This window comes from Stieleria magnilauensis (assembly GCA_007753675.1).
Classification (GTDB): Bacteria; Planctomycetota; Planctomycetia; order Pirellulales; family Pirellulaceae; genus Stieleria; species Stieleria magnilauensis.
The window spans coordinates 3,586,141-3,607,103 of record CP036432.1; the positions used below are offsets into that span (position 1 = coordinate 3,586,141).

The 20,963-nt window shown below is 54.1% G+C and carries 17 protein-coding genes; 11 read left to right on the forward strand and 6 right to left on the reverse strand.

The window, feature by feature from the left end:
• Window positions 1-127 precede the first annotated feature (127 nt).
• Together TBK1r_RS12650 and TBK1r_RS12655 are read left to right on the forward strand one after the other, a co-directional pair.
• On the forward strand, window positions 128-916 hold the full coding sequence (locus tag TBK1r_RS12650) for an SDR family NAD(P)-dependent oxidoreductase (RefSeq protein WP_145210873.1): 789 nt from the start codon (window positions 128-130) through the stop codon (window positions 914-916).
• 368 nt (window positions 917-1,284) lie between these two features.
• On the forward strand, window positions 1,285-2,247 hold the full coding sequence (locus TBK1r_RS12655; protein ID WP_145207412.1) for an IS110 family RNA-guided transposase: 963 nt from the start codon (window positions 1,285-1,287) through the stop codon (window positions 2,245-2,247).
• Window positions 2,248-2,599: 352 nt separating this feature from the next.
• Here TBK1r_RS12655 and TBK1r_RS12660 read toward each other — a convergent pair whose 3' ends face one another.
• The 6 genes from TBK1r_RS12660 to TBK1r_RS12685 all read right to left on the reverse strand — a co-directional run bounded on the left by TBK1r_RS12660 (window position 2,600) and on the right by TBK1r_RS12685 (window position 8,634).
• Window positions 2,600-3,046 (reverse strand): hypothetical protein, encoded by a 447-nt coding sequence (locus TBK1r_RS12660; RefSeq protein WP_145210876.1) that lies wholly within the window; start codon window positions 3,044-3,046, stop codon window positions 2,600-2,602.
• Window positions 3,047-3,336: 290 nt separating this feature from the next.
• Window positions 3,337-4,449, reverse strand: a complete 1,113-nt coding sequence (locus TBK1r_RS12665; RefSeq protein ID WP_145210879.1) for a hypothetical protein — start codon at window positions 4,447-4,449, stop codon at window positions 3,337-3,339.
• Window positions 4,449-4,877, reverse strand: a complete 429-nt coding sequence (locus TBK1r_RS12670) for a hypothetical protein (RefSeq protein WP_145210881.1) — start codon at window positions 4,875-4,877, stop codon at window positions 4,449-4,451. Before TBK1r_RS12670 ends, TBK1r_RS12665 begins: the two co-directional genes overlap by 1 nt.
• Window positions 4,878-4,902: 25 nt before the next feature.
• Window positions 4,903-7,281, reverse strand: coding sequence for an argonaute/piwi family protein (locus tag TBK1r_RS12675; protein ID WP_145210884.1), 2,379 nt, complete (start codon window positions 7,279-7,281; stop codon window positions 4,903-4,905).
• The gene (locus TBK1r_RS12680) at window positions 7,256-8,278 is read right to left on the reverse strand and encodes a PD-(D/E)XK nuclease family protein (RefSeq protein ID WP_145210887.1); all 1,023 of its coding nucleotides are present in this window, start codon (window positions 8,276-8,278) and stop codon (window positions 7,256-7,258) included. Before TBK1r_RS12680 ends, TBK1r_RS12675 begins: the two co-directional genes overlap by 26 nt.
• Window positions 8,275-8,634 carry a helix-turn-helix domain-containing protein gene (locus TBK1r_RS12685; protein WP_145210890.1) on the reverse strand — a complete coding sequence of 120 codons (360 nt, stop codon included), beginning with the start codon at window positions 8,632-8,634 and terminating at the stop codon, window positions 8,275-8,277. The genes TBK1r_RS12680 and TBK1r_RS12685 overlap by 4 nt, the downstream gene beginning before the upstream one ends.
• Window positions 8,635-8,697: 63 nt before the next feature.
• Here TBK1r_RS12685 and TBK1r_RS12690 point away from each other — a divergent pair, with 63 nt between their 5' ends.
• From TBK1r_RS12690 to TBK1r_RS12735, 9 genes are all read left to right on the forward strand, one after another.
• Complete coding sequence (locus TBK1r_RS12690) at window positions 8,698-10,314, forward strand: hypothetical protein (RefSeq protein ID WP_145210893.1); 1,617 nt, start codon at window positions 8,698-8,700, stop codon at window positions 10,312-10,314.
• Entirely contained in the window at window positions 10,304-11,587 is a 1,284-nt protein-coding gene (locus TBK1r_RS12695) for a hypothetical protein (RefSeq protein ID WP_145210895.1), read from the forward strand. The genes TBK1r_RS12690 and TBK1r_RS12695 overlap by 11 nt, the downstream gene beginning before the upstream one ends.
• Window positions 11,588-11,594: 7 nt before the next feature.
• The gene (locus TBK1r_RS12700) at window positions 11,595-12,647 is read left to right on the forward strand and encodes a GumC domain-containing protein (protein ID WP_145210897.1); all 1,053 of its coding nucleotides are present in this window, start codon (window positions 11,595-11,597) and stop codon (window positions 12,645-12,647) included.
• Window positions 12,648-12,666: 19 nt separating this feature from the next.
• Window positions 12,667-15,561: a tetratricopeptide repeat protein gene (locus TBK1r_RS12705; RefSeq protein ID WP_145210900.1), complete on the forward strand. Its 2,895-nt coding sequence runs from the start codon at window positions 12,667-12,669 to the stop codon at window positions 15,559-15,561.
• Window positions 15,562-16,451: 890 nt separating this feature from the next.
• Window positions 16,452-17,471: a DUF932 domain-containing protein gene (locus TBK1r_RS12715; protein WP_145210903.1), complete on the forward strand. Its 1,020-nt coding sequence runs from the start codon at window positions 16,452-16,454 to the stop codon at window positions 17,469-17,471.
• 2 nt (window positions 17,472-17,473) lie between these two features.
• A complete protein-coding gene (locus TBK1r_RS12720) occupies window positions 17,474-17,881 on the forward strand; it encodes a hypothetical protein (protein WP_145210906.1) in 408 nt (135 codons plus the stop codon).
• Between the two features lie 136 nt (window positions 17,882-18,017).
• Window positions 18,018-18,257 carry a hypothetical protein gene (locus tag TBK1r_RS12725; RefSeq protein ID WP_419581284.1) on the forward strand — a complete coding sequence of 80 codons (240 nt, stop codon included), beginning with the start codon at window positions 18,018-18,020 and terminating at the stop codon, window positions 18,255-18,257.
• Between the two features lie 552 nt (window positions 18,258-18,809).
• Window positions 18,810-19,706, forward strand: coding sequence for a hypothetical protein (locus TBK1r_RS12730; RefSeq protein ID WP_145210912.1), 897 nt, complete (start codon window positions 18,810-18,812; stop codon window positions 19,704-19,706).
• Between the two features lie 32 nt (window positions 19,707-19,738).
• Complete coding sequence (locus tag TBK1r_RS12735) at window positions 19,739-20,953, forward strand: hypothetical protein (protein WP_145210915.1); 1,215 nt, start codon at window positions 19,739-19,741, stop codon at window positions 20,951-20,953.
• Window positions 20,954-20,963 lie beyond the last annotated feature (10 nt).

Consider the following 20,963-nt stretch of genomic DNA (forward strand, 5'->3'; position numbering starts at 1 on the left):
CTGTTGAAGTATTCGCTTCGACACCCATCCGTGAACGCCAGGGAATCAATCCAGTCGCAAGTCGCTGATTGGACCTGGACAACAAACACAACACACTTTTCTACAACACCAATAGGATAAGAATTCGATGAATCTTGAACTCAACCATAAAACAGCACTGGTCACCGCATCAACAGGCGGAATCGGTCTGGCGATCGCGACTCGCCTGGCTGCCGAAGGGGCAACAACAATCGTCAATGGTCGCAGCGAAGCGAGCGTCGACAAGGCGATTGGAAAAATTCGCGAGAACCAACCGAAGGCCGACCTGATCGGGCTGGTTTCCGACAATGGGACGGCCGAAGGCGTCGCACGAACGATCGCCGAACATCCGCAGATCGATATCCTGGTCAATAATCTGGGCATTTTCGAAGCGGTTGATTTTTTCGACCTGACGGACGAAGCGTGGCAGCACATCTTTGACATCAACGTGATGAGCGGTGTGCGTCTTGCACGGCACTATCTGAAGGAAATGCTGGAGCGAAACACCGGACGCATTATCTTTATCAGCAGCGAATCCGGCGTCGTGCCGGCTCCGGAAATGCCTCACTACGCGATGACGAAGACAGCACAACTTGCCGTCTCGCGCAGTCTGGCTCAATTGACCAAGGGAAGCTCCGTTACGGTGAACACCGTCATGCCTGGATCGACGTTAACGCCAGGTGTGAAGGAATTCGTCAGCAACCTTTTCCCCGACGAGCCCTACGATTCAGCTGAGAAACGATTCATGGCAGACAATCGGCCGACCTCGTTGATTCAAAGATTGATAGAACCGGAAGAGATTGCCAACATGGTTGCGTTTGTTGCCAGCCCACTCGCATCGGCGATCAACGGAGCACCCATACGAGTCGACGGAGGACTCATTCCAACGATTGCTTAACGGTGTCAGAAAGGAAACATGATTTGATGCCACCCACCAAACCGGGACGCAACGAAGACCAACGCTCCCGCTAGCAACTCAGCTGGCGGGACGCACGGATCACACGTGGTGGGTAGTGTCTTGGAAACGGCGGCTCGACCTCGCTGTCCACGATTGAATTCGTTTTCAAGCTGGGCTTACGCGTGAGCCATGATTCGAAAAGTGCCTGCCGGTTAGCTGCCGGCAGGCACGCGGACTCGGTAGATCGTTGTGGGTAGACACCCGATGTCGTGTGCCATCTAGATCGCCGGTCCGTTTCGTTCTCAGCCCGAACAGCCGAGGGAGCCACCGACAAGTGTGAGCTCGCACTACTATCCAGGGACCAAACGATGACGACAGTTTACAAAAGATTCATTGGGGTTGACGTCGCAAGCCGCAAACTTGATCTCTTCGATTCGGTGGCAAAAGTACATCAAACGATCGATAACACACCGGAAGCAATCAACGCGTGGATCAAACTTCTCCGCCGCAAGCGTGCCAAGACAATCGTGGTGATGGAAGCCACCGGAGGCTACGAAAGCAATCTGGTGGACGCTTTGCACGAAGCCGACACGGATTGTTGCGTGTGCAACCCCGCGCAGGTGCGATCGTTCGCCAAAGGGATCGGACTGATCGAAAAGAACGATCCGATCGACGCCAGAATGATCGCCCGGTTTGGTGAGGTCGTCACGCCAAAGTTGCGTGAGAAACCTTCTCCCGAACAACGCAAGCTCAAGGCGCTGGTGCATCGACGTGATCAAATTCTCTCGCAACAGTCGGCCGAACGGAACCGCCTTGCCCAAGCCCGCGACGAGGAAGTGCGTGAAGTCATCCAGGAAGCGTTGGACTTCTATAAACGGCAAATCGCGGGGATTGAGAAGAAAATTGCCGCGCTGATCGATGCCAGCCAACCCCTGTCTGAGCGAGCAGCGCTACTCGCTTCGTGCCCCGGTGTCGGCACCGCAACGGTCGCGATGTTTCTGGCCGAGCTCCCCGAACTAGGCTCGCTCAACCGCGGCCAAATTGCCAAGCTCGTTGGCGTCGCGCCGATCGTCCGTGATAGCGGCCAAAAGGAAGGCAAACGCAGCACGTTTGCCGGTCGCTCCCTGGTCCGCAAAGTGCTTTACATGGCCGCTTTGGTTGCCACGCGACACAATTCGATCATGAAAGCGTTCTACCAACGCCTGCTGGCCAAAGGCAAGCCGCCGAAGGTGGCGATCGTGGCGGTGATGCGAAAGCTCTTGGTAACGCTGAATGTCATGGTGCGCGAAGGAACGCCTTGGCGTGAATCCACTCTCGCGCCTGCGGGGTAGGCCTCTGGGGCAACACTGGCATCGGTCCGACATGGCAAAGTCCCACATGCATACGTGTCGCATCGGAAGTCACTCATCCCCTTCATACAACAAGACGTTTGGTGAGCCCCTTTCGCGTCGCCGTCACATTGGCCTGCGCAAGCAGATGAGGCCGATGTGACGGCGATGCGGAATGGGGCGGCCCATTTCGTTGAGTCCCGAACGAGCGTCACCCCCCCTCAATACCACCCTGAGCTGAATCTCACCAACCAGAGCCAAAGATGCAAAACCAAAAAAAATTCCCGACGAGCCATCACTCGCCATTGACAGAAACTAAGACAGCCGATGGCACCATTCATCCGGGTGGCACCAATTATCCCTTCGCGGCGTTGGCGACGAAACGGGTGGCGTAGTCCAGGTAGTCGGTGTCGCCGCGGCGGCATTTGCTGCGGGTGGTGACCGATCGGTAGATCACCCGCAACCCAGCGTGCCAGGTTTCTTCGTCACATGAGAACTGCAGTTGGCTGGGGTTAAGCGATTCGGCCAGCTGCTGTGCGGCGCCGCGGACCGTCGGTTTCCGCTCCAAGATCGCGCGGATGGCGGTATCGACGTCGGCGTCATCGGCACCGACTTCGGTCCCCACCGCAACGAGCGTCTGCTCGATCTTAAGCAGGATTCGGGGGTGCTGCTGGGTCATCCGATTCTGCTCACCAGTGGTCGCTCTGAGCTTGACCTGCGGAGCCGAGACGACTTTGCCCTCACGTTCACGCCGCGCACGCCGTTTTTTCGCCTGAGCAATCTTATCGTGCAATTTTGTCATCGAATGCGGAGCCTCTCTGCAGTGCGTGTTGATGCCGCTGTCAATCCTGCAATCACCATTCCCACGCTGCCAAAAAAAAAGCCCATCGCCGATTACGACGATAGGCGTTTGATGTTTCGACAGTCGGGGCGACAAGACCGCTATAGAACTTTTTCGCTCCAATTCTCTCGTAGAACCGAAGGCGTTATCCATGATGTGTAAAGCACTTACGTCATCGACTGAGTAAACGGAGGTTCGGAAGCCTCGTCCACTTCCGGACCCTGACTTGGGTGGGGGTAAGGCCGCTTTGTCTACGCGCGGATTGTGCTGACAACCTCTTCCAACTGGCTACGCTCAAACTTCACATAGCTCTCAGGATCGGTTCTGAATTGCGTCCAACAATCGTGAACCATGTTGGCAACTGGCCTGCCATCCGCACCAGTCTCGAATCGAGACAGCCCGATGTTCTCGCACTCCTGCCGGAAAAACTGAGTCAGTTCTCGGAGCAATTCATTGGGGTACGCCAGGTCGTAACGCGACGGCGGTGTTTCCATCGCAAGACTGACCAATTCACTCCATCGCTTCTGAATGCTCTGTCTTGTCTCGTCGAACCCGATTTCGGTCAACATCATGCCGATTGCAGTTGCCCGTGCATCATCTGCCGGGTGTGAATCCGTTCCCAAAAACAACTCGCCGCCGAGGTTCGTTGCCACTCGTATGTTGCACCAGCCAAATGACGGACCGATCAGATAGGTGGCAATCAGGTCCGACGCGAATTCCAGAAGCCAAGCCCCTCTCCAACTGTGATGGTACTGCTCCACCAACTCCAGCGATGCGTCCGCCCAATTCAGCCTCTTTCCATTTTCGACCATTTTCTCGTAGTGTCGGTCAACGATGAGTTGTGCAGGCTGGACAAGCCGCTTCTCATCGCGAAACAGCAGAAAGTGGCCAAGTTCGTGGTAAATATCTGGAAGACTCAGGACGTGGTCTGGTTCCAAACAAGGCATGAATACCAAATCCATATCCGGAATCGTCCAGAAGTATTGAGAGCTTATCGCTGAACAAAGCGGTGCCGGATACGGATAGCCGGACTCCCGGCAAATAGCTGATACCAAATCAGTCGCCCGCTGATCAGACTCATTGAATCGCTTCAAAACGAGCAGAGAAAAATACTCAATCTCTCTCAACAGCCGAGTGATGTGGCAGTAGTCTCGGAAGTAGTTTCCTGCGTAATTCGGATCGTCGATGTCGGGATCGCGGAGCAGTCGTGCAATGAAGTCTCGGGCCTGCGTCGCCAAACGTTTCATCTTGTCACGATACGCTTCGACTTCCGCACCGCTCGTCGTGATCGCTTCCAGTGAATTGACAATGTCGTCCGCACGCTGAGTTGCATCGTGCAGAAGTTCATTCAACAACGTAGCCACTAGCGCCTCCAAAGTTTGCGAAATGTCGCCGAAGCGGAGGCGTCCGCAACCTCGCAAACCGTGTCCAGAAGCTCGATGTCAGAAGACCTCAGCTCGCTGCGTTTGGACAATGACTCCTCCAGCTTCGTGAGGTCATCCAAGAAATACTCCATGTTCCCGCGTTGCTTCTCTTCCAAGCGAGCAAGGACATCCTCGGGAATGGCGACCATATCCTGCGACTGACTTGGTTCGACTGCCGCTCCCAATCTTTGCAGCAGGCGACGGACCATTCCGTGAATCAGCACGGAAGCATCAGCAAGGTCTTTCGCATCAACACTCTTCCCGCCGCCGATGTGCTGCTTCTTCAAGACCAACACTGCTTGATTGACGTGATGTGAAAAATCTGTCGTTGACGCGTACTCATGCGACAGGCTGGACATATCGCTCATGATATTGTTCTCCCGTTATTTTGGCTCATGCGCTCCAACCGACGGCCTGTTTCTGTTCTCCCCACTCTTCCTCACTGTCTCCAAACTGCCCCTCGTCTTCATCCGCAAACGATGCGATTGAACGAAGGTGATCGTCGCAAAGTTTCAGGTCAATGCTCAGCCTCATGCAGCGGTCGGGTGCAGACCAGCACAATTGAGACATACCGAATGTGTCTTCCAACACGTCTGGCAATTCAAGCGGCCCTTCCACAACACGAACGCACAGGGGCTTCGCCGTCCCCGGAAACTTAAACGGGAATCCAGTTGTGCAAATGATCCCTTCCCGGTCATCTATTTCGGTCCAAGCACCAGCAGTCGGATTGCGGTATTTGCCGTCTCGCGTCTCATCGACGAGTCGATACCCTTCAGCAGACGATTTGTGAACTTCGACAACACCAAACGTTGTATCGTCACCGAGGTGACCTTCTTTGATAAGCCGCTGGATCGCCTCGCGAAACCCCCTTCGCTCGGTGCCGAATGAACGCCCATCGCGTCGCAGGACGATAGAACGCGGTGTGGACGAACCTGATTGAAGCAAACTCAGCAGTTGCTTGTAGATAACCGAACGGACTTGATTTCTGAGTAGCTTTTCTCGTTGCGTGGAGTCGACGGATTGCATGAAGCACTGACGCCCACCATCGGAAAAAAACGTGAACGCCGCAGTCGAATGAAGTACATCCAAACCGATGTACATGTCGTAATGAGTGTCTTCAGCGAGCACCCACGGCCACTGTCGATTGACCATCAGCACGCCCATGGCCGCATACCGAAGATAGCTTTGGTAACGACCATTCATGCCGTCTCTGACCCGATACTGCTTGCCTTTGTCAGAGACTTTCCAACTGTAAAAGTTATCGACTTTGTTCGCATCCAAACACTGGAACTGAATCCGATCACGCAGCTTCTTCTTGAGGAAATTGTGGAGGTCAGGCTCCGCCGTTGCGGGCAACACAAGAACGCCTCGGCCACTCTTCACTTTGGCCTTGTCTATTGCAGTGACGATTGCATCCACTTGTTCCTTCAATTTGCCGGACTTGGGGTCTCGATAGACCACTCGGTCAAACCGAAAACCTCGCTGAAGCAATTTTCGCATCGTCTTCTCGAACCGCGACTGCAAATCTTCTGTTGCTTCGCGGGCCAACGACGAAGGCACGATGAAATACTGAGCGTCCAGAGGATTGCTGACAGCAACGCCTGCTTCCGGGTCAAGCAACGTTGCAAGCCGCTGACGCCCCAGATCGCGAAAGTGGTTCTCACCTGAAGAAGCGTCACGCCCGACGTGGATCGTCTGCCCCTGCCCAAACTCCTGCGGCGGAACTGGAAAGACCTTCCGACGGCAACGTTGTGGCTTCGTTGAAACATTCAACCGAATTCCGTTGAAATCAACTTTGCTCAAGTGCTCTTTGATGATCTTTGAACACTCGGGAAGCAGAATGTCGGGGCCAACGATTGACTTGCGATGCAACCGCGAAACGCGGGGATCATTGGTTGCCTTCATCAGCTTGCAAAGAGCGGCAGCGCCAAACCTTTTCTTCTGATTGCCCGGGTACTGATACTTGATTGCCGGAGAATCTGGATCGAGTGAGTCGATCCAAGCCGGTGCTTTGGGGCCACCCACGGCACGCACCGTCCAGTCGTAGACACTGATTGGCTCCGTTTCTCCTTCGGGAACGAACCGTTGTTCGGAGATTGACTTCCCGCTCGGGCCAAGTAGCTGGATGGGAAACCATTTGTGCCCGTAGTGATATAGAGCGTGCTTCATTCGTAGCTTCTGTTGCATCGCATGTGTGTCGTAGGCATCAGGCAGCCAATCGGATTCCACATACTTGTGCGTGAGTTTGAGCCAAATGCAGGGCCGACCATCGACAATGCGTAAACGCAGGCCAAAGCCACGGAAGATGTCCACGTCGCGATTGTCATGACGATAGTTCATCGGTCGACGAAAGAAGTTGATCCATGGATTAGAATTCCAGAGCCGTCGGTCGCGCCGCAAATGACCTCGAAGGTGCCATCCCAAAAACGCGAGTCCGATTCTCTCCGATTCCCCACACAGGTTTGAAAAGTCGAGCGTCTGCTCATCGACTTGCGGGGCTAGCGTTGCCACTTCCGGCGACAGATTGAATTCGCTGGTTCTCAGCGAATACTCCGACGGAATCGCCAGCACCGGATGTTCGCCACCACTGACGATTGCAACCGGTATGTGCTCAGCGAAGGCAATTTTCTTGACGAGTTGCTGTAGGTTAGATTCCGCAAGCTCCCCGTCACCAAGGTTCGCGTCGAACGGACCGTCAACGTCGACAAGGCGATACGACGCAGACAGCTTGTCCGCATTCAATATGTCAAAACAATTCAAGACATGACTCATGACTCTTCTCCTTGGCTTTCTTCTTTCGTTCCTTCACGGGAGCGGCCGGCAACTCGCCTTCCCGCTGCTGCTGGGCTATCTGCTGGCAGAGCACCTGCTGAGAACAAAACGCACAGTTGTTGGCATTCGCGGCAAACTCATAGTCCTCGATATCCGCGATGTTGAACTTGCGTCCCTGCCGCAAAGACTGAATCGAGTCCAGACTCCGATAGATTCGATTCTCAATACGATCAAACGTCTTCTCGTCGGTGCGATGACGAATCACATCATTCGACAGAAGCTGAACTTCAACCAATTCACAATCTGATGCCTCTTCGACTCGCCATTTCGGATGCTGGCACATCGCCCAAGCGTAAAGACCTGTTTGCAGATCAGCATCACTACCGCCCATCGACTCCGATACCTTCCAGTCGATAATGGTCGGCTGGCCGAAGCTGCAAAAAAACATCAGGTCCAAGTGGACTTCCAAACGGCCAGCATCGTACTGAAGGTAGAGAGGAAGCTCGCACCAAATTTGATCAGCTTGTCCTATCTCATTCAGCAGTTCCGTCATTGACGACAGGTTCCGCAGGCAGGTTTCGATGGTCGTCAAGACCGTCCCAAATTCCTCCTCGCTGACACCTGCTTCGGACTCGTGACCCACCAGCGCACAGTATTCATCACCTGCTTTCGTCTTCGTCATCCCTTCTTCTCGATAACGATGCGCAGCCGAGAAGGCGAGTTGCTGCCGGGCGAGTTGCTGAGTCTGTTCAATCGCTGAATCCCAATCGACCGCCAGACGCTGCTGCCATGCAGGCGCGACATATTTTTCGATTCCCGTGTGAACCAAAGATCCACGCCACAGTTCAAGCGTCTTCACTTGTTTGCACAGAAAAGCTTCACGTCGAATCGGATCTTTGGCACTGTGGTAGGCAGCTATCTGCATCAAGAAATACTGCCGCTGACATCGCCGAAAGCAGCGGTCTGATGAAAATGACCACTTGATCGTGTCGCTCACTCCTTCTTCCTCCGTTCGCGGTCCTTCTGTCGTTCATCCAACATATCGAGCAATGCCTCCCAATCATCCGGTGAAGCCACTTCACGCGCCCGTTTGAGGAAACGCCGAGCATGAGTGTCTGAGGCAATTCCTTCCATTTCGGGCGGCACCTTGTCCGCCAATTGCAGCAGCTCCAGCGGATCAGCATCGAGTTCCGACGCCAGCGAGCGAATCGTATCGGCTCCTGGCATGTAACCTGCTTTGCCGTTCTCAATCTTCGACAGGTAGGTGAAATCAACTCCGACAGCCTCCGCCAATCCACGCAGGGTCATTCCATGCCCCTTCCGAAGTTCTCGCAGACGCTGTCCGAATTCCATGTGAATCACCTCCCGTTGGCTGACTTCTTCTCGATGTCGACTTAAACATACCTGCTTGTTGAGTTGAAGTCAACATCAACGTTCCTTTCCCGCTTTTTCCCCACAAAAACAAGGGTTTACGACGCCGTCACTCCCTCCCAAAATACTCCCAAGTGGTACTTTGAATCACGAAACGGTATCATGCTGGGTCGCACCTTTTCTTACGTTTTCGCACGTGGAGGCACTCTCATGGTCCAGATCGCTGACAAACAGGCTTCAACGTCGGTCAATCGGGTTGCCTCAGCAGTCGCGAACCGCAACCGTGTCCGCTCCCATTTTGATGATCTGCTCACCTCGCCCGAGGAACCGTCTAAAAACCGTCTGGCAAACGAACTGGCATCGGAGCTTTGGAAACGATTGCCAATATCCCGAGCTGCCGACCAGTCGGGCGAGCGAGACATCGAACACACGCTCCGAATTGCCACCTCCAGCACTTCTCAGGTGCAATCATGGTATGGGGAGCTACGCGACTTCATTCCTGCCATTGCCAAGGCCGCGACAGAACTTCGCGGAGAAGTCTTGAGCGAAGCACTCCAAGACGAATTGTGTGCGGACATGGAGCGACAGATGCTGGAGCAGATCCGGTATCCACTACCGAGCCGTTCGTTCGTGGATTTCAAATTCGCTGACCTGTCACCCGCCGAGGCATGGACTCAGGCACAGCATCGTCTTGAACAAGAATGCCTGAAATTCGCCAATCATGTGTTTGCACTCTTCGATACCCTTCAGCAGAAGAATGTGATCGGTCAGATTCAGGAGACGACATCAACATGTCGTTTTACATTCTTTCGTCGAGTCGCGATCGCCGCGCCGCCGAAGAACAGGAACGAAAAACGCACCAGACGTGATCCCGACTTTCAGATTCCGGGCCACACTGTTTTTCTGGAAGAGACCTTTCAGGTTTCCGACTATGACATCCAGCACAGACACGCTCAGTGTGTCCATCATGTGCGCAACCCGGTTTTGAATCGACCGGAGGCGACGGTCAATCCGCTCCCAGAAAAGTACAGTCGACTGATCGATGCCTGCCCGAACTGGCTGGCTGGTTCGGTTCGTGTTTTGGAGGGCGAGTTATTTCGTGAAGAGCGAATCGAGTGGGATCTCCACACCGACACGCGAACAGAGGAAAGAGTGATTGAACGAGTTCGGCGTTGTCCTGCCGTTTTGTTCGGCCCCTACATTCTTGCTGGTTGGGGTGAACTGGCGATCAAAGCCGAGGAGAACAAGAAACGAGAGGTGGAAGATGCAACATTCAGACAGGCGATTGCCAAGAAAGCCCGCGTCAATCAATGCCTCTCCTTCGCCATCGCGGCGGCAGCAGTCGGCGCGATCCTGTTCACAGGGACGGCGACTGCGTTCACGACATCGCTGGCCATCCTCGTGGGCTTAGCGGCGATGGCACTGGCCGGTTATGCGGCACATCAGACGATGGTTTCGCGGGGGCAACTTTTTGCAGGCCGCGTGCTTCTGCACAGCACGCTCATTGGTGCCACGATCTTCACTCTCCAAGCCTTGCTCTTCAGCATCATGCACTGGTCGCTATCGGCGTTTGGATTGGCCGTGCTCGCGGCCGTAGCCGCAGTCGTAGCGTTCAGTGTGAAGAAAGCTGACACAGAGTTGGGCGGGTCCCGTGTCGGTTGATACAACCGCCAATGATGATGGCGGTTCAACCACTCCCACGATGGTCGCGGCGCGCAGACGATCGGCGAAGCGAAAGTGGCTGTTTTCTACGATCCTCGTTCCTGTCGCGTTCGCCGTTTTGGCACTCTCGGTGCTGGGATTTGGCTTATTTCTGCAAAACCATACGGCGGACAAGCCTGAACCCAAACCCAATCCAGATCCTACAATCGGGAAGAGCATCAGCGAGAAGGAGAAACATCCCAGCAACTCAGCGAGCATTGCAAAAGTCGAGTTAGCGGTGCAGCGTGCGCAGTTTCAGATTGAGCTTGCGGCCGCTGTGCAGCTTCAACGTGAGGTTCGATTCGCGCAGACGGAGTTGGGCAATTTGCGCGAGAGCACCGAGAGTGATTACGTCGGGAAGCGAATCGCCGGGAACAAGGAGCTGCTTCTTCGTTTTCGTGCATTCAAACAATCCCTTAAGAATGCGCCATCCATATCAGCTACGTCTCTTTCCGCAATAGAAAACGCTGCGCAGAATGCGATAGGCAACCATAAACAATTGGATGCTTCATTAAAAGAAGAAACGAAACGCCTTGCTCAGTCGATGCGTTTCTACGAGCAGCATCTCAGCTGCCTCCACAAAATGCGGGAATCCGCTGCTTCCCTTCCTCAATCGGAGCACACTCTTGACTCTGCGATTCAACTCTATGAATCGTCGCTCGCGATGCATGCGGAAGCAGTCGCGAATGACGCTGCAAGAGAATTGAAGAACACGTTGGATGGTGAACGTGCGTCGGCGATTGGCCAGCAAAGTAAAGCCGCTCAGTTGGTAGAAGAGCTTGAGACACAACTTGAGCAGATCAGAAGCGGAAAACCGTTTACTTCCGAGACGAATGACGCAGTCTTGCCGCCACAGGCTTCACGGGACGATTACGAACGAGACCTGGAGAAGATCCGCACACACCTTATTGCCTTCACAACTCCCGGTTACGTCCAACCGGAATCGGCCGATAAGCTTGTTTTCCGCAGTGTGAAGCAGCCAATGTCTTACTCTGCTTTGCGGCGAATCGGAGCGTTGGATGTCACGAACGAAGGTCGTGCTACTCTGCTTCGTGTCGGTGGCTCCAAGTCAGCAACACAAAGGAATGACAGGCCACTTGGTAGCTTTCCACGCATGAATTCAATTGAGCAGCTACGCGATGACAAGAACCTCAAAGCCCGAGTCGATGAGGCTCAGCAACTTCTGAGACGGTATGGTCCCTTGATGGTCGAAGATGGCCTCCTTTTACCTTGATTGATCCATGTCGCACGTTTCGCCCCATTCGCGTTCAGAAAGTGAACGTACCCAAAACCAAAACGCAGCCGCTATTTTTACTGCTGTCACGTTCGCGATTCTATTCGGCGTGTTGTGGCTCGCAAATCCAAGCATGCTCGCATGGTCAATACGCGGGAAGGGTAGAGGTGGCGGCACTGAGAATACTGACGTAACGGTCACTGACAATCACGATTCTGAATCTGCCAACCGTGTCGATTGGGAAGCTGAAATTAGAGCGGTCGAGCAACAATTACCTGATGTCGATCCCGGCGAGCGGAGAAAGTACCTTGAACCCGTCTTAAGGCTCTTAGAAAACGAGACACTCTCTGAGCAAGAACAGGTAATCGCCAAGCTCCTGCTGAATCAATTAAGGGAAGAGGTCACGCGGCTCAACGAGCAGTCCAACCAATCGTCGGAGCCGTCTGCGATTGATGACCATCTAGAATCGATTGCGCAATCGATCCGATTTGATGATGAAAAAGCACGTCGGACGGCCATTGAGAATGCGGAGCAAAGAGTTCGTGCGGAACATGCGAAGAAGGAACCTTCTACGAGGGACATCCGCCTGAGTGCGAACGACAATCAGGACAGGGCTGCTGCCCTCCGTCGCCAGATCGCTCAAACGCAACAGGAGCAAAAGGACTTTCAGGCGAAGGCTGCTCGCTTGGCGGCATTGGAGCGTGATATGGCCGACGTGGAACGATATCTTCAACCGTTTACCGCTCCGGGCTACCTGCAGCCAAGAAGCGACCGCAATGCGTGGGACACCGAGCGCACGGTCGAAAAGAAACCAGTCTCATTCTCCCGTCTTAAACGTCTCGGAGCACTCGACGACACGATGGAGGGGCTTGAGCGGCTCTACATTTTCGGCGGCGGCAAAAATCCAGTGCTCAACAATTCGCGGCCACTCGGTTCGTTTCCACAATACTGGGCTCAACACCTAAGTAAACCGGAGGTGAGACGCGTTGTCAGTCGTGCCCAACAACTCCTTCGTGAACACGGTCAGGCACTTGTCGAGGAGCAACGACTATCGCCTTAGCGATTGTTAATATTGCATCATGACGAATTCTTGGGACTGGGTCGAACAACACAACAAGCGAGAGCGGCAGCGCAAACGCTTCCGAATCTTCGGCATCATCATGATGCTCTTCTTCCTGCTGTTTGTGATTGGCATTCCCCCGATCTTCAAGTTCGATGATGAACCTCAACCACCCGCCAACGATCCTAATGAGCAACTGGCGGAATCCGATGCTGATTCGGAACAGAATCGCCCCCTTTATTCTGAATCAGATCGCAGTACCGCATCGGACATTGCTAATCCGGAACGACAATCGAACGAGAATTCCGCAATGGAGCCCCCGGAAGACATGGCCCCGCCGCCGGTCGAAGTGACTCCGCCTGCGATTACAAGTTCCATTCCCGCCCCAGAAGAACCGCCACACGACGCTGAACAACAGAGAGCCGCAGAGAGGGCGATCGCCCGACTCAAGAGCAAGATTGAACAGATTGACGGTAACGATGGCCGTCTGGAAAGGTATGGTGGAGAACCTTGGAAGTCGGTGCAGGTTCTTGTCGAAACTGCGAACAGCACCGAAGACCCAGCTATCGCCATTGAGGCGGCAACGAAAGCCACTACGCAGCTTGAAGCACTTATTCCTGAGCTAGATTACTCAAAGTTTCGCGAGAGCATCCGGGGACAGGATGCTCGCACTGTCTTGGTAGCACGTGTCGAGTTTCGCAATTCACATCCGAATCATCCTCGGTTGACCGAACTGGAACAGTCATTGAAAGACCTGCCACGACAAAAGTGGCTGGAACTGGCAGCCGAAGAGTTGACAGCCTCTTCCCCCGCCGACGCTGGGTTTTCCGAAGGTTGGTTGCCAATCGCTTCAGCGTGGCAGTTAGTTGGCAACGATGCTGAAGCTCGCGAAGCTGTGCGACAGGCCATCGAGGCTCTGCCTCGCATGACGTTGCCGGAACGTGTCATTGACTCGACAATCGAGATTTGCCAGCACGAATCTTTCGACAAATCATCATCGAGCCAACTGATAGAAGACGCGGCGAAAATGTGCGAGCAGATCGCTGCAAAATGGACTCGCGGGACGTACTTTGCCAACCTCTCAGGACTCGCATCCCAACTTGGTCATCGAACGCTTGCGACAAAATTGCTTGAGCAGGCACTTTCGCCGGACAATATGACGGTTGAATTTGGCGTCACGGAAAAGCTGGTCTTAACGCAGCAAGCCCGTGCTGCGTCTTGGACTGCGAAGCCTGAAACCATCTTCGCGATCTGTGCCAAGCTGGAAAAGCTCAATTATCCCAAGCCGGTCTACAATGCGAATGCTTTCGGTCATGCTGCCATCGCGGCCGCAAGAAACAATGACAGCACGCAGTTCTTTCGAGCGATGCTCTTGACAGAAAATGCGTTGGCTCCGGTTCGCGTCTACGACTATCCCAACTATCTCTACGCTGTCCGCCTTGCGGAAGCGAACATGCTGCAACGAAGATGGCGGGCGGCAGTGATCGTCGCGAACAATATCCCCGATCCCTATGTTCGTGCATCTTTGCTGTTTCGCATTATGAAAGACGCACCGCAGGAGATTCGTGCTCGCAATCTCCCCGAGCTATTCGAGCGATTTGCGGATCAGCGATACGCTTCACCGGCATGTGCCGGACACGCGGAACACCGCATTCGTTCCGGCGAGAGTCTGCTTTCCGTTGCGGCGTGGACTCACTCACTTCCGCTGGCATCACAGCGGGCTGCCGCGTTTGTCGGGATCGCTCGTTCCACCGGCACGACAACTGTTGCAGATGATCGCCCTGAACATGAACTGCACAATTCCGTTGATTTTGATGATCCCGCCTCACTGATGAATTCAGCCGAGCGAGTTGCTCATCTAATTCAGGAACCGATTGATGCCGCATTCGTCTGGGTACAAATCGCAAGAACTTGGAACCTGTTGGGAAAGACACAACGGTATCGACAAGCAATCGCTAACTTGGATGACCGCCTCTTCGATGCGTGGACCGGAGTCTGGGAAAATCGTCCACCTGTAAAGCGTTCTTACAACGGCGGGTATATCGACGCTGATGACCGCCATCGCGACGACGAGAAGTACACAGTCGGAATGATTGTCGCGTGCCACCGGCACCTCGCAGAAATGCAGACGGACTTGGGCGATACACGCGGAGCGATGGACTCATGTCTCAACTTGGCGAATGCCGCTGGACTATTAGACGCAACTGCCACATACAACAACTCGAACTTTCTTCACCTAAAAGCATTGCTCAACCGCCTTCAGGGAGCCACGAGTGTAGGGCCGGATGCCGTACCGCTCAAGAAGCATCGTTCCTATCGCTACACCCGTGCTCTGATGGCAGCATGGGCCAAGGATATTCCCGGTCTTGAAGCAGCAATGCCTGAGCTTGTCGATAACTCACATCGAAAACTAGGCTCCGCTTCCGAGAAAGCACAGCCAGCACGAGCCTACGCTGAGCTTGCGATTCTTCATGCCGAACGCGGAAACACCGAATCCTATAGAAACGCGCGACGTTCGGCCCAAAGCCTGATCTCGCAAGGCCGAGCCGGTTCGGAAATGAAACTCATACTGGCAACCGCAGATGCTCTGGCTGGCGAGTTCGCACTCGCAGAATCGAATCTCGTTCGCGGCACCCTCGGTTGGTACGGAGACGCGAATCGCCCACGCCGCCAACTGGCTATTTCTCTTGCAGCGGATGGGCAGTGGGAAAAAGCATTGGATCATGCCCGTAAGATATCAGAGACTCAACCACTGTATCGAGCTGATGCATGGGTAGCTGTTGCCGAGGGCCGCAGGAAACGCAATTCGGAAACGGACACGGAACTTCTCCAATGGATCGACTCATTGGAGTCACAGGTCGACCGGGCGGCAGTCTATTGCGGACTGACCCTCGCCGTGGCAGCCGGAGAATAGCAGTCGGCGATGAACCCAGCTTCTGACGCTCTCCAACGAAAGCAGCGTGAGGCCAAAGGCGTGTGGGCTGTGACGCGATAGCTGCTTTCATCTGCGCCAATCATCGTTGGGGGGCGGGGCCGGGTGAACCCAACGATGATCGGCTCCGACGAAAGCAGCCACGAAACCGGGCATTTCGTTTCCGGAAAAATAATTCCGGTTGTGATTGTGACAGAGGGTTGGGGACGCTGGTCGAAGTCGCTTGCTGCGTTGCGACTCGACTAAGCGGGCAGACAGTCCAAAAGCAACGTATGAAAGGTTTGCTTCTGAGTTCGGAAACGTGGTACCTATGGAAGATGAATGATTCATGGATTGCCATCGTTGACCGACGCGGACTCAGGCTACTGGTACTTGAAACTAGCCATGCCCTTCCGTTCTTACTACGACGTGCGTCGCGACAGAATGCTGAATGTTTTTGGGCAGTTCTCGAACCTCGGCACGCTGTGTTCATTGAGCACCTCAGACGCACCGGCAGCCCGAATTCAGCACTCCGGTGGCTGGAGTATCTGGCTACGGATCTCGGGCGTGTCGCGCCTTGTGACTCGTCCGATCCGCCGTGGATTTCCGAAGACGTGACAATTCCCCACGACCGTGATAGGGAATGGAACTACTGACTTCAGTCGTTCCTTGATTTCACAACATTGGTAGTTCGTGTACCACCTCTCCCTTGACGGCAGCAGACGCCGTTTGCGCCGTCGAGAGAGGTCGGTGGTCTTAAAGGTTTTTGACAAGTTTACTGCGACTCGTTTCGTAAACAGCCAGCCGGGCGATCGTTTGTCTTTTCGAGGCATACGGTCGCTCGGCTGTGTTGGTTGAGTGATCTACTTTTTACTTACGAGAGGAGTTGCAGAATGGCCACATTGAAAAAGGCTCATGACGAACTGTTTCGACGAACCCCCGATGAAGCCTACCAGTCGTTCGACGAAATGTACGAACACTGCTCGAAGCAGAGACTGCAATCTGAGGACATTTGGGAACGCCCGCAGGACTTGACGCTCACTCACGACATGACTGTATGTGCCGGTGACGGGGACGAACTGTACTTGAATGACTGGTCGTTCTCGCAAATGTGCCGTATGGCTGGTGTGAGCAAGGAAACTGTCAATCGGCTTTCGCATCGAACCGCCAGCAAGGTGTTTAAAGAAACTCTGCCACGAGCCGACAAGCCGTTGCAGGTTCTGACGACCGGCACCGATATCCGCAGCATTCACGGCGTCGCCTACACGCGTCTATGGAATGCGGACTTGCTGGATGTCGTCAAGGAATTCGCTTCTGATTTCACTCCGCCGCAAACTGCGATGGATGACACCAGCACCGGACTCTACTGCGGCGAACAGGATTTATTCGCGTTCATGATCGACCCGACTGGCTGGGCTGAGATTGACGGGCAAGCCTTCGCACCCGGTTTCTTCGTCTGGAACAGCGAGGTCGGCAAACGTTCGTTGGGAATCCAGACGTTCTGGTTTCAGAAGGTTTGCCAGAATCACATTGTCTGGGATGCAACGGAAGTCGTGGACTTCAGCCGCAAACACACGGCTAATGTTCGCGACGGTCTGGATGAGATTCGATCTATCCTTGAACGACTCGTCGCCCGGCGCGATGAACGACGCGATTCATTTGCAACGGTCATGAAGAAGGCAATGACCGAACGACTCGGCGACGACGCGGATGAAGTGACGAAAGTTCTGTCTGCCGAAAAGATTCCTCGCGGTCTGATCAAGGACGCGATGGAGATTGCTCGCACTCAGGGCGGGTTCACGATCTTTGCGTTGGTCGATGCACTGACGAAGCTGAGTCAAAAGGTCAACTACGCCGGTGACAGAACGGAACTCGATTCCCGCATCGGCCAACTGCTTGCACTGGCGGCCTGATCATGGACCCACAAGCAACATGGAACAGCCTGCTCGAAGAATGGGCGGAACGAAACTGGCTTGACGTTTCTGAGTTGGCGGAAGCTCTCTTGGAGTGGTTGAGCAAGGGCGGCTTCCCACCGGACACGATGGGAAATCGCAATTTGGGAGCGGACTGGAATCGCGAGTTGGCTCAGACGATGTGCAAGTTCGCACTGAAACGAGCCAACGACGTGCTGGACAGTCCGAATCAGATTCCCAGCCAAGTACCGTTCACGTTGACTTGTGCGACGTGCAACAACGAAGGTCCTGACACCTACGTTGAAGCAATCGACGAAGGCTGGGCGCGAATCGAGTACTTCCCGGCTGGTGACTCTGAAAACTTTCTTGGTGAGTGCCGCGTCTGTCGTGAAAGCGACGACGAAGCCTGACCTGTCTGGCGATGTTCGTCGGCAAACTGTGTTTCTGTTTCTTTTCAATTTGGAGAATGCTGTTATGGCAACTGCAACCGCTACGAAGAAGAATTCCTCGAATGGCTCCGCTGCCCGACCCGTGCAGGAAATCCGCATGGGCCGCATCCGGGCTGCCATCTGGGAGAACGAAACGACGAACGGCACGCGATACAACGTGACCGTCAGTCGCATCTACAAGGATGGTGATACGTGGAAAGATTCCAATTCCTTCGGACGTGATGACCTGTTGATCGTCGCCAAAGTGCTCGACCGCTGCCACACATGGATCTATGCCGAGAACGGCAGTGCAGTGGTCAGTAGTGGTGAGGAAGGTGGCGACGACGCTCCGTTCTGATCGACGGACTCAAGGCAGCAAATGCTGTCCGCCTGGCTGAATATGTGTCTCAGTGAGAAACACTGACGACACAGGTGGCCCCGGTTCAACACGCGTTAAAAGACCGCCGGCCACCGCAACTAATGTTCCTTCTCTTCATCGGATTGTACCGAAAGTCAGTCGCCTCGATCTGAGTTGAAACTCAGTTGGAAGCGATGCGAGCAACTTGGTTTTTCAAGAGCGATCCCAATCCATCGCACGAACCTGACCGCCTGCCATGCAAATGCAGACGAGATGGCCCGTGCGATCGACGGGGAATAGTGGGCCTACTGACATTCCTGACAGTGTGAGCCGATTCACCCACTGAAATCTAACGAACGGGTTGAAACTTGTCGTCCGGTCGCGAAGTGTCTTCAAAGACCTCGTGCAGCGACAAGCACCAAGGGTTATGAAAGCTGCCTCGCTTCCGGTCATGCACTCTGTGATCGTACCGGTATCTATCATCTATCCAAGTGGGCCTCTCTCCGGATCACGCTGCTTGCCTGAAAAGCGAATCTGTCGTACCGTCAGGCTATGTCTAAGTCAAAGAGTATTGCGGGAGTCAAATGGCGGCAGGTAGCGGGTGCTTTTGCTGTTGGTAGCGTCGCGTTTTTAGTGGTCGCTCTCCTACGAGTCGATTGGCTGCTTGCGGCGCTGTTTGGCGGGATGACCAGTGCCCTGATTGCTCTTGTTTTTCAGTTGTTTCGGACCAGAAACAGCGTCGAACCAGGCTTGCTCGAAACGCCGCTCTATCTCGCTCACGACGCAGAGTTGTTCGACCGCTACCGTAAGATCGCTCAACAATTGCTTCGCATTTCCGGCCGTGTTGACCCCAACTTCCGCAAATGTGCTCTGCAATCACTTGATGAATCGATTCAACAGATTACCAATATCGGAGACGGGAAGCTCATCTTCAAGGACACCGAGGCATGGCGGATCGTTTACGAGCGTTTGCTCCGAGATCCCAGTGTGATGAACTACCGCTCCGTCGCGCTCGTTCGCGACCCAGCTTACTGGCAGGATGGAGCTGGCATGCAAAGCATGCAGTTGAATTTTGAGTTGATTTCAAAGTCGATACTGACAATCGAACGAACTGTCATCATTGCCGATAACCACTGGCCATCAGATTCAGATATGCCAGTCGAGTCACTACGACAGTGGATTCACGAACAGTCTGTGAAAGGCATCTATATTCGGATCGTCCGGGAGTCTGCCCTCGAGTCTGAAGCGGAGCTTGTCCGCGACTTGGGGATCTACGGCATGAGTGCCGTTGGCTATCAACAAATGAATCACGACAACCTGCGTACAGCCGAGTTCATGCTTGATTTTGACTTCTCAGCGGTTCGTGCCGCAGAGGGTTGCTGGACCAAGCTAAATGTTTACGCAGTTCCGTACGAAGAACTACTGGATCAATTTCGATTGGGCGAATAAGATCACCGATCTAACAAACATGGGTGGTCGTTTTGTCATTGATTTACCTCGATACTGCGAGGCTGGGTCAGGCCTGCCCACAAGCATCCCAAGCCCAGCTTGATTTTTGTCGGCTCTCTGCCGAAGACCCCTCCATGTACTGCGAGCAGTTCTTTCGCGATGGAACTGTGGATTGGTCCGAAGACAAGCGATTAGTTTTTCCGTCCCTAGCTCATTGGCACGGGCTGCGGACATTCAAAACGCAGATTGCCAGACGTTTCGGTGTCTCCTCACCGGAATTCGTGCTTTTGGCGAATCGCTCTGCACAGCTTGTTCGACTCGCAGCACGGCTGATGTTCCGCAAATGTCGAAACGTACTTACGACCGACTTAAACTGGCCATCGTGGCAGAACATCGTTTGCGATGAAGCAGTTCGATGTGGTCAGCGACTCACGAACAGCCAAATTACTCCGTTAGTGTTTTCTGATCAGGCTAGTGCCGATGACGTCAACGAACGACTTGCTCAGGCGTTCACTGAAAATGGATGCGACGGTGTCTTTCTGCCTGCGGTTACCAATCTCGGTGTTCGGCTGGATACTTCGTCCCTACTAGCCAAGCTCAAAGCGAATGGCGGTTTGCGGTTTGCCATGATTGATTCGGCCCAGAGTTTTTGTCATATCGCAAGCCCGGCCCCTTTGCCGTTTGCAGACTTCACGATTGCTGGTTGTCACAAGTGGTTGCGAGGATCGCTGCCACTGGGACTTGGAATTTGCGGACGCTCCATCGTTGCTGAGCAATTTCGCGATATGCTTGCATCTACGCCGTCTTTGTTTGGGATCGATGATCCTCTCCTACGGTTCTCTGAGCAAATCGAACATCAAGCGGTAGATCGGTATTCAGAGACAGTTAACGTGACACCACTGTTTTCCGGCAACGCGGCCATCGTAGCGACGGACTCTGGTGAAGCCATTGTTGCCAAACAGGCATGCAAGCGAACAGCAAATGCAGAACTGATCCGTAAGTCAGTCCCCACCCGGCTGTGGCAACCGGTGGAAACCGATACCTCGATGAATTCCGGCATCGTCCTACTTCAATCAAAAAGCCATAACATAGTTCGCAGCGAACCGAACGTCGTGCGTTCAAAGTTCCTTGAGAAGAGAGTCGCAATCAGCGCTTACAAAGGTGGTCTCGTCAGGCTGTCGGCACCTGAGTCGATCGACTGCCAGATGATTGAATCACTTCAAGATGCACTGGTAAGCGTTGCATGATGGCGTCCAC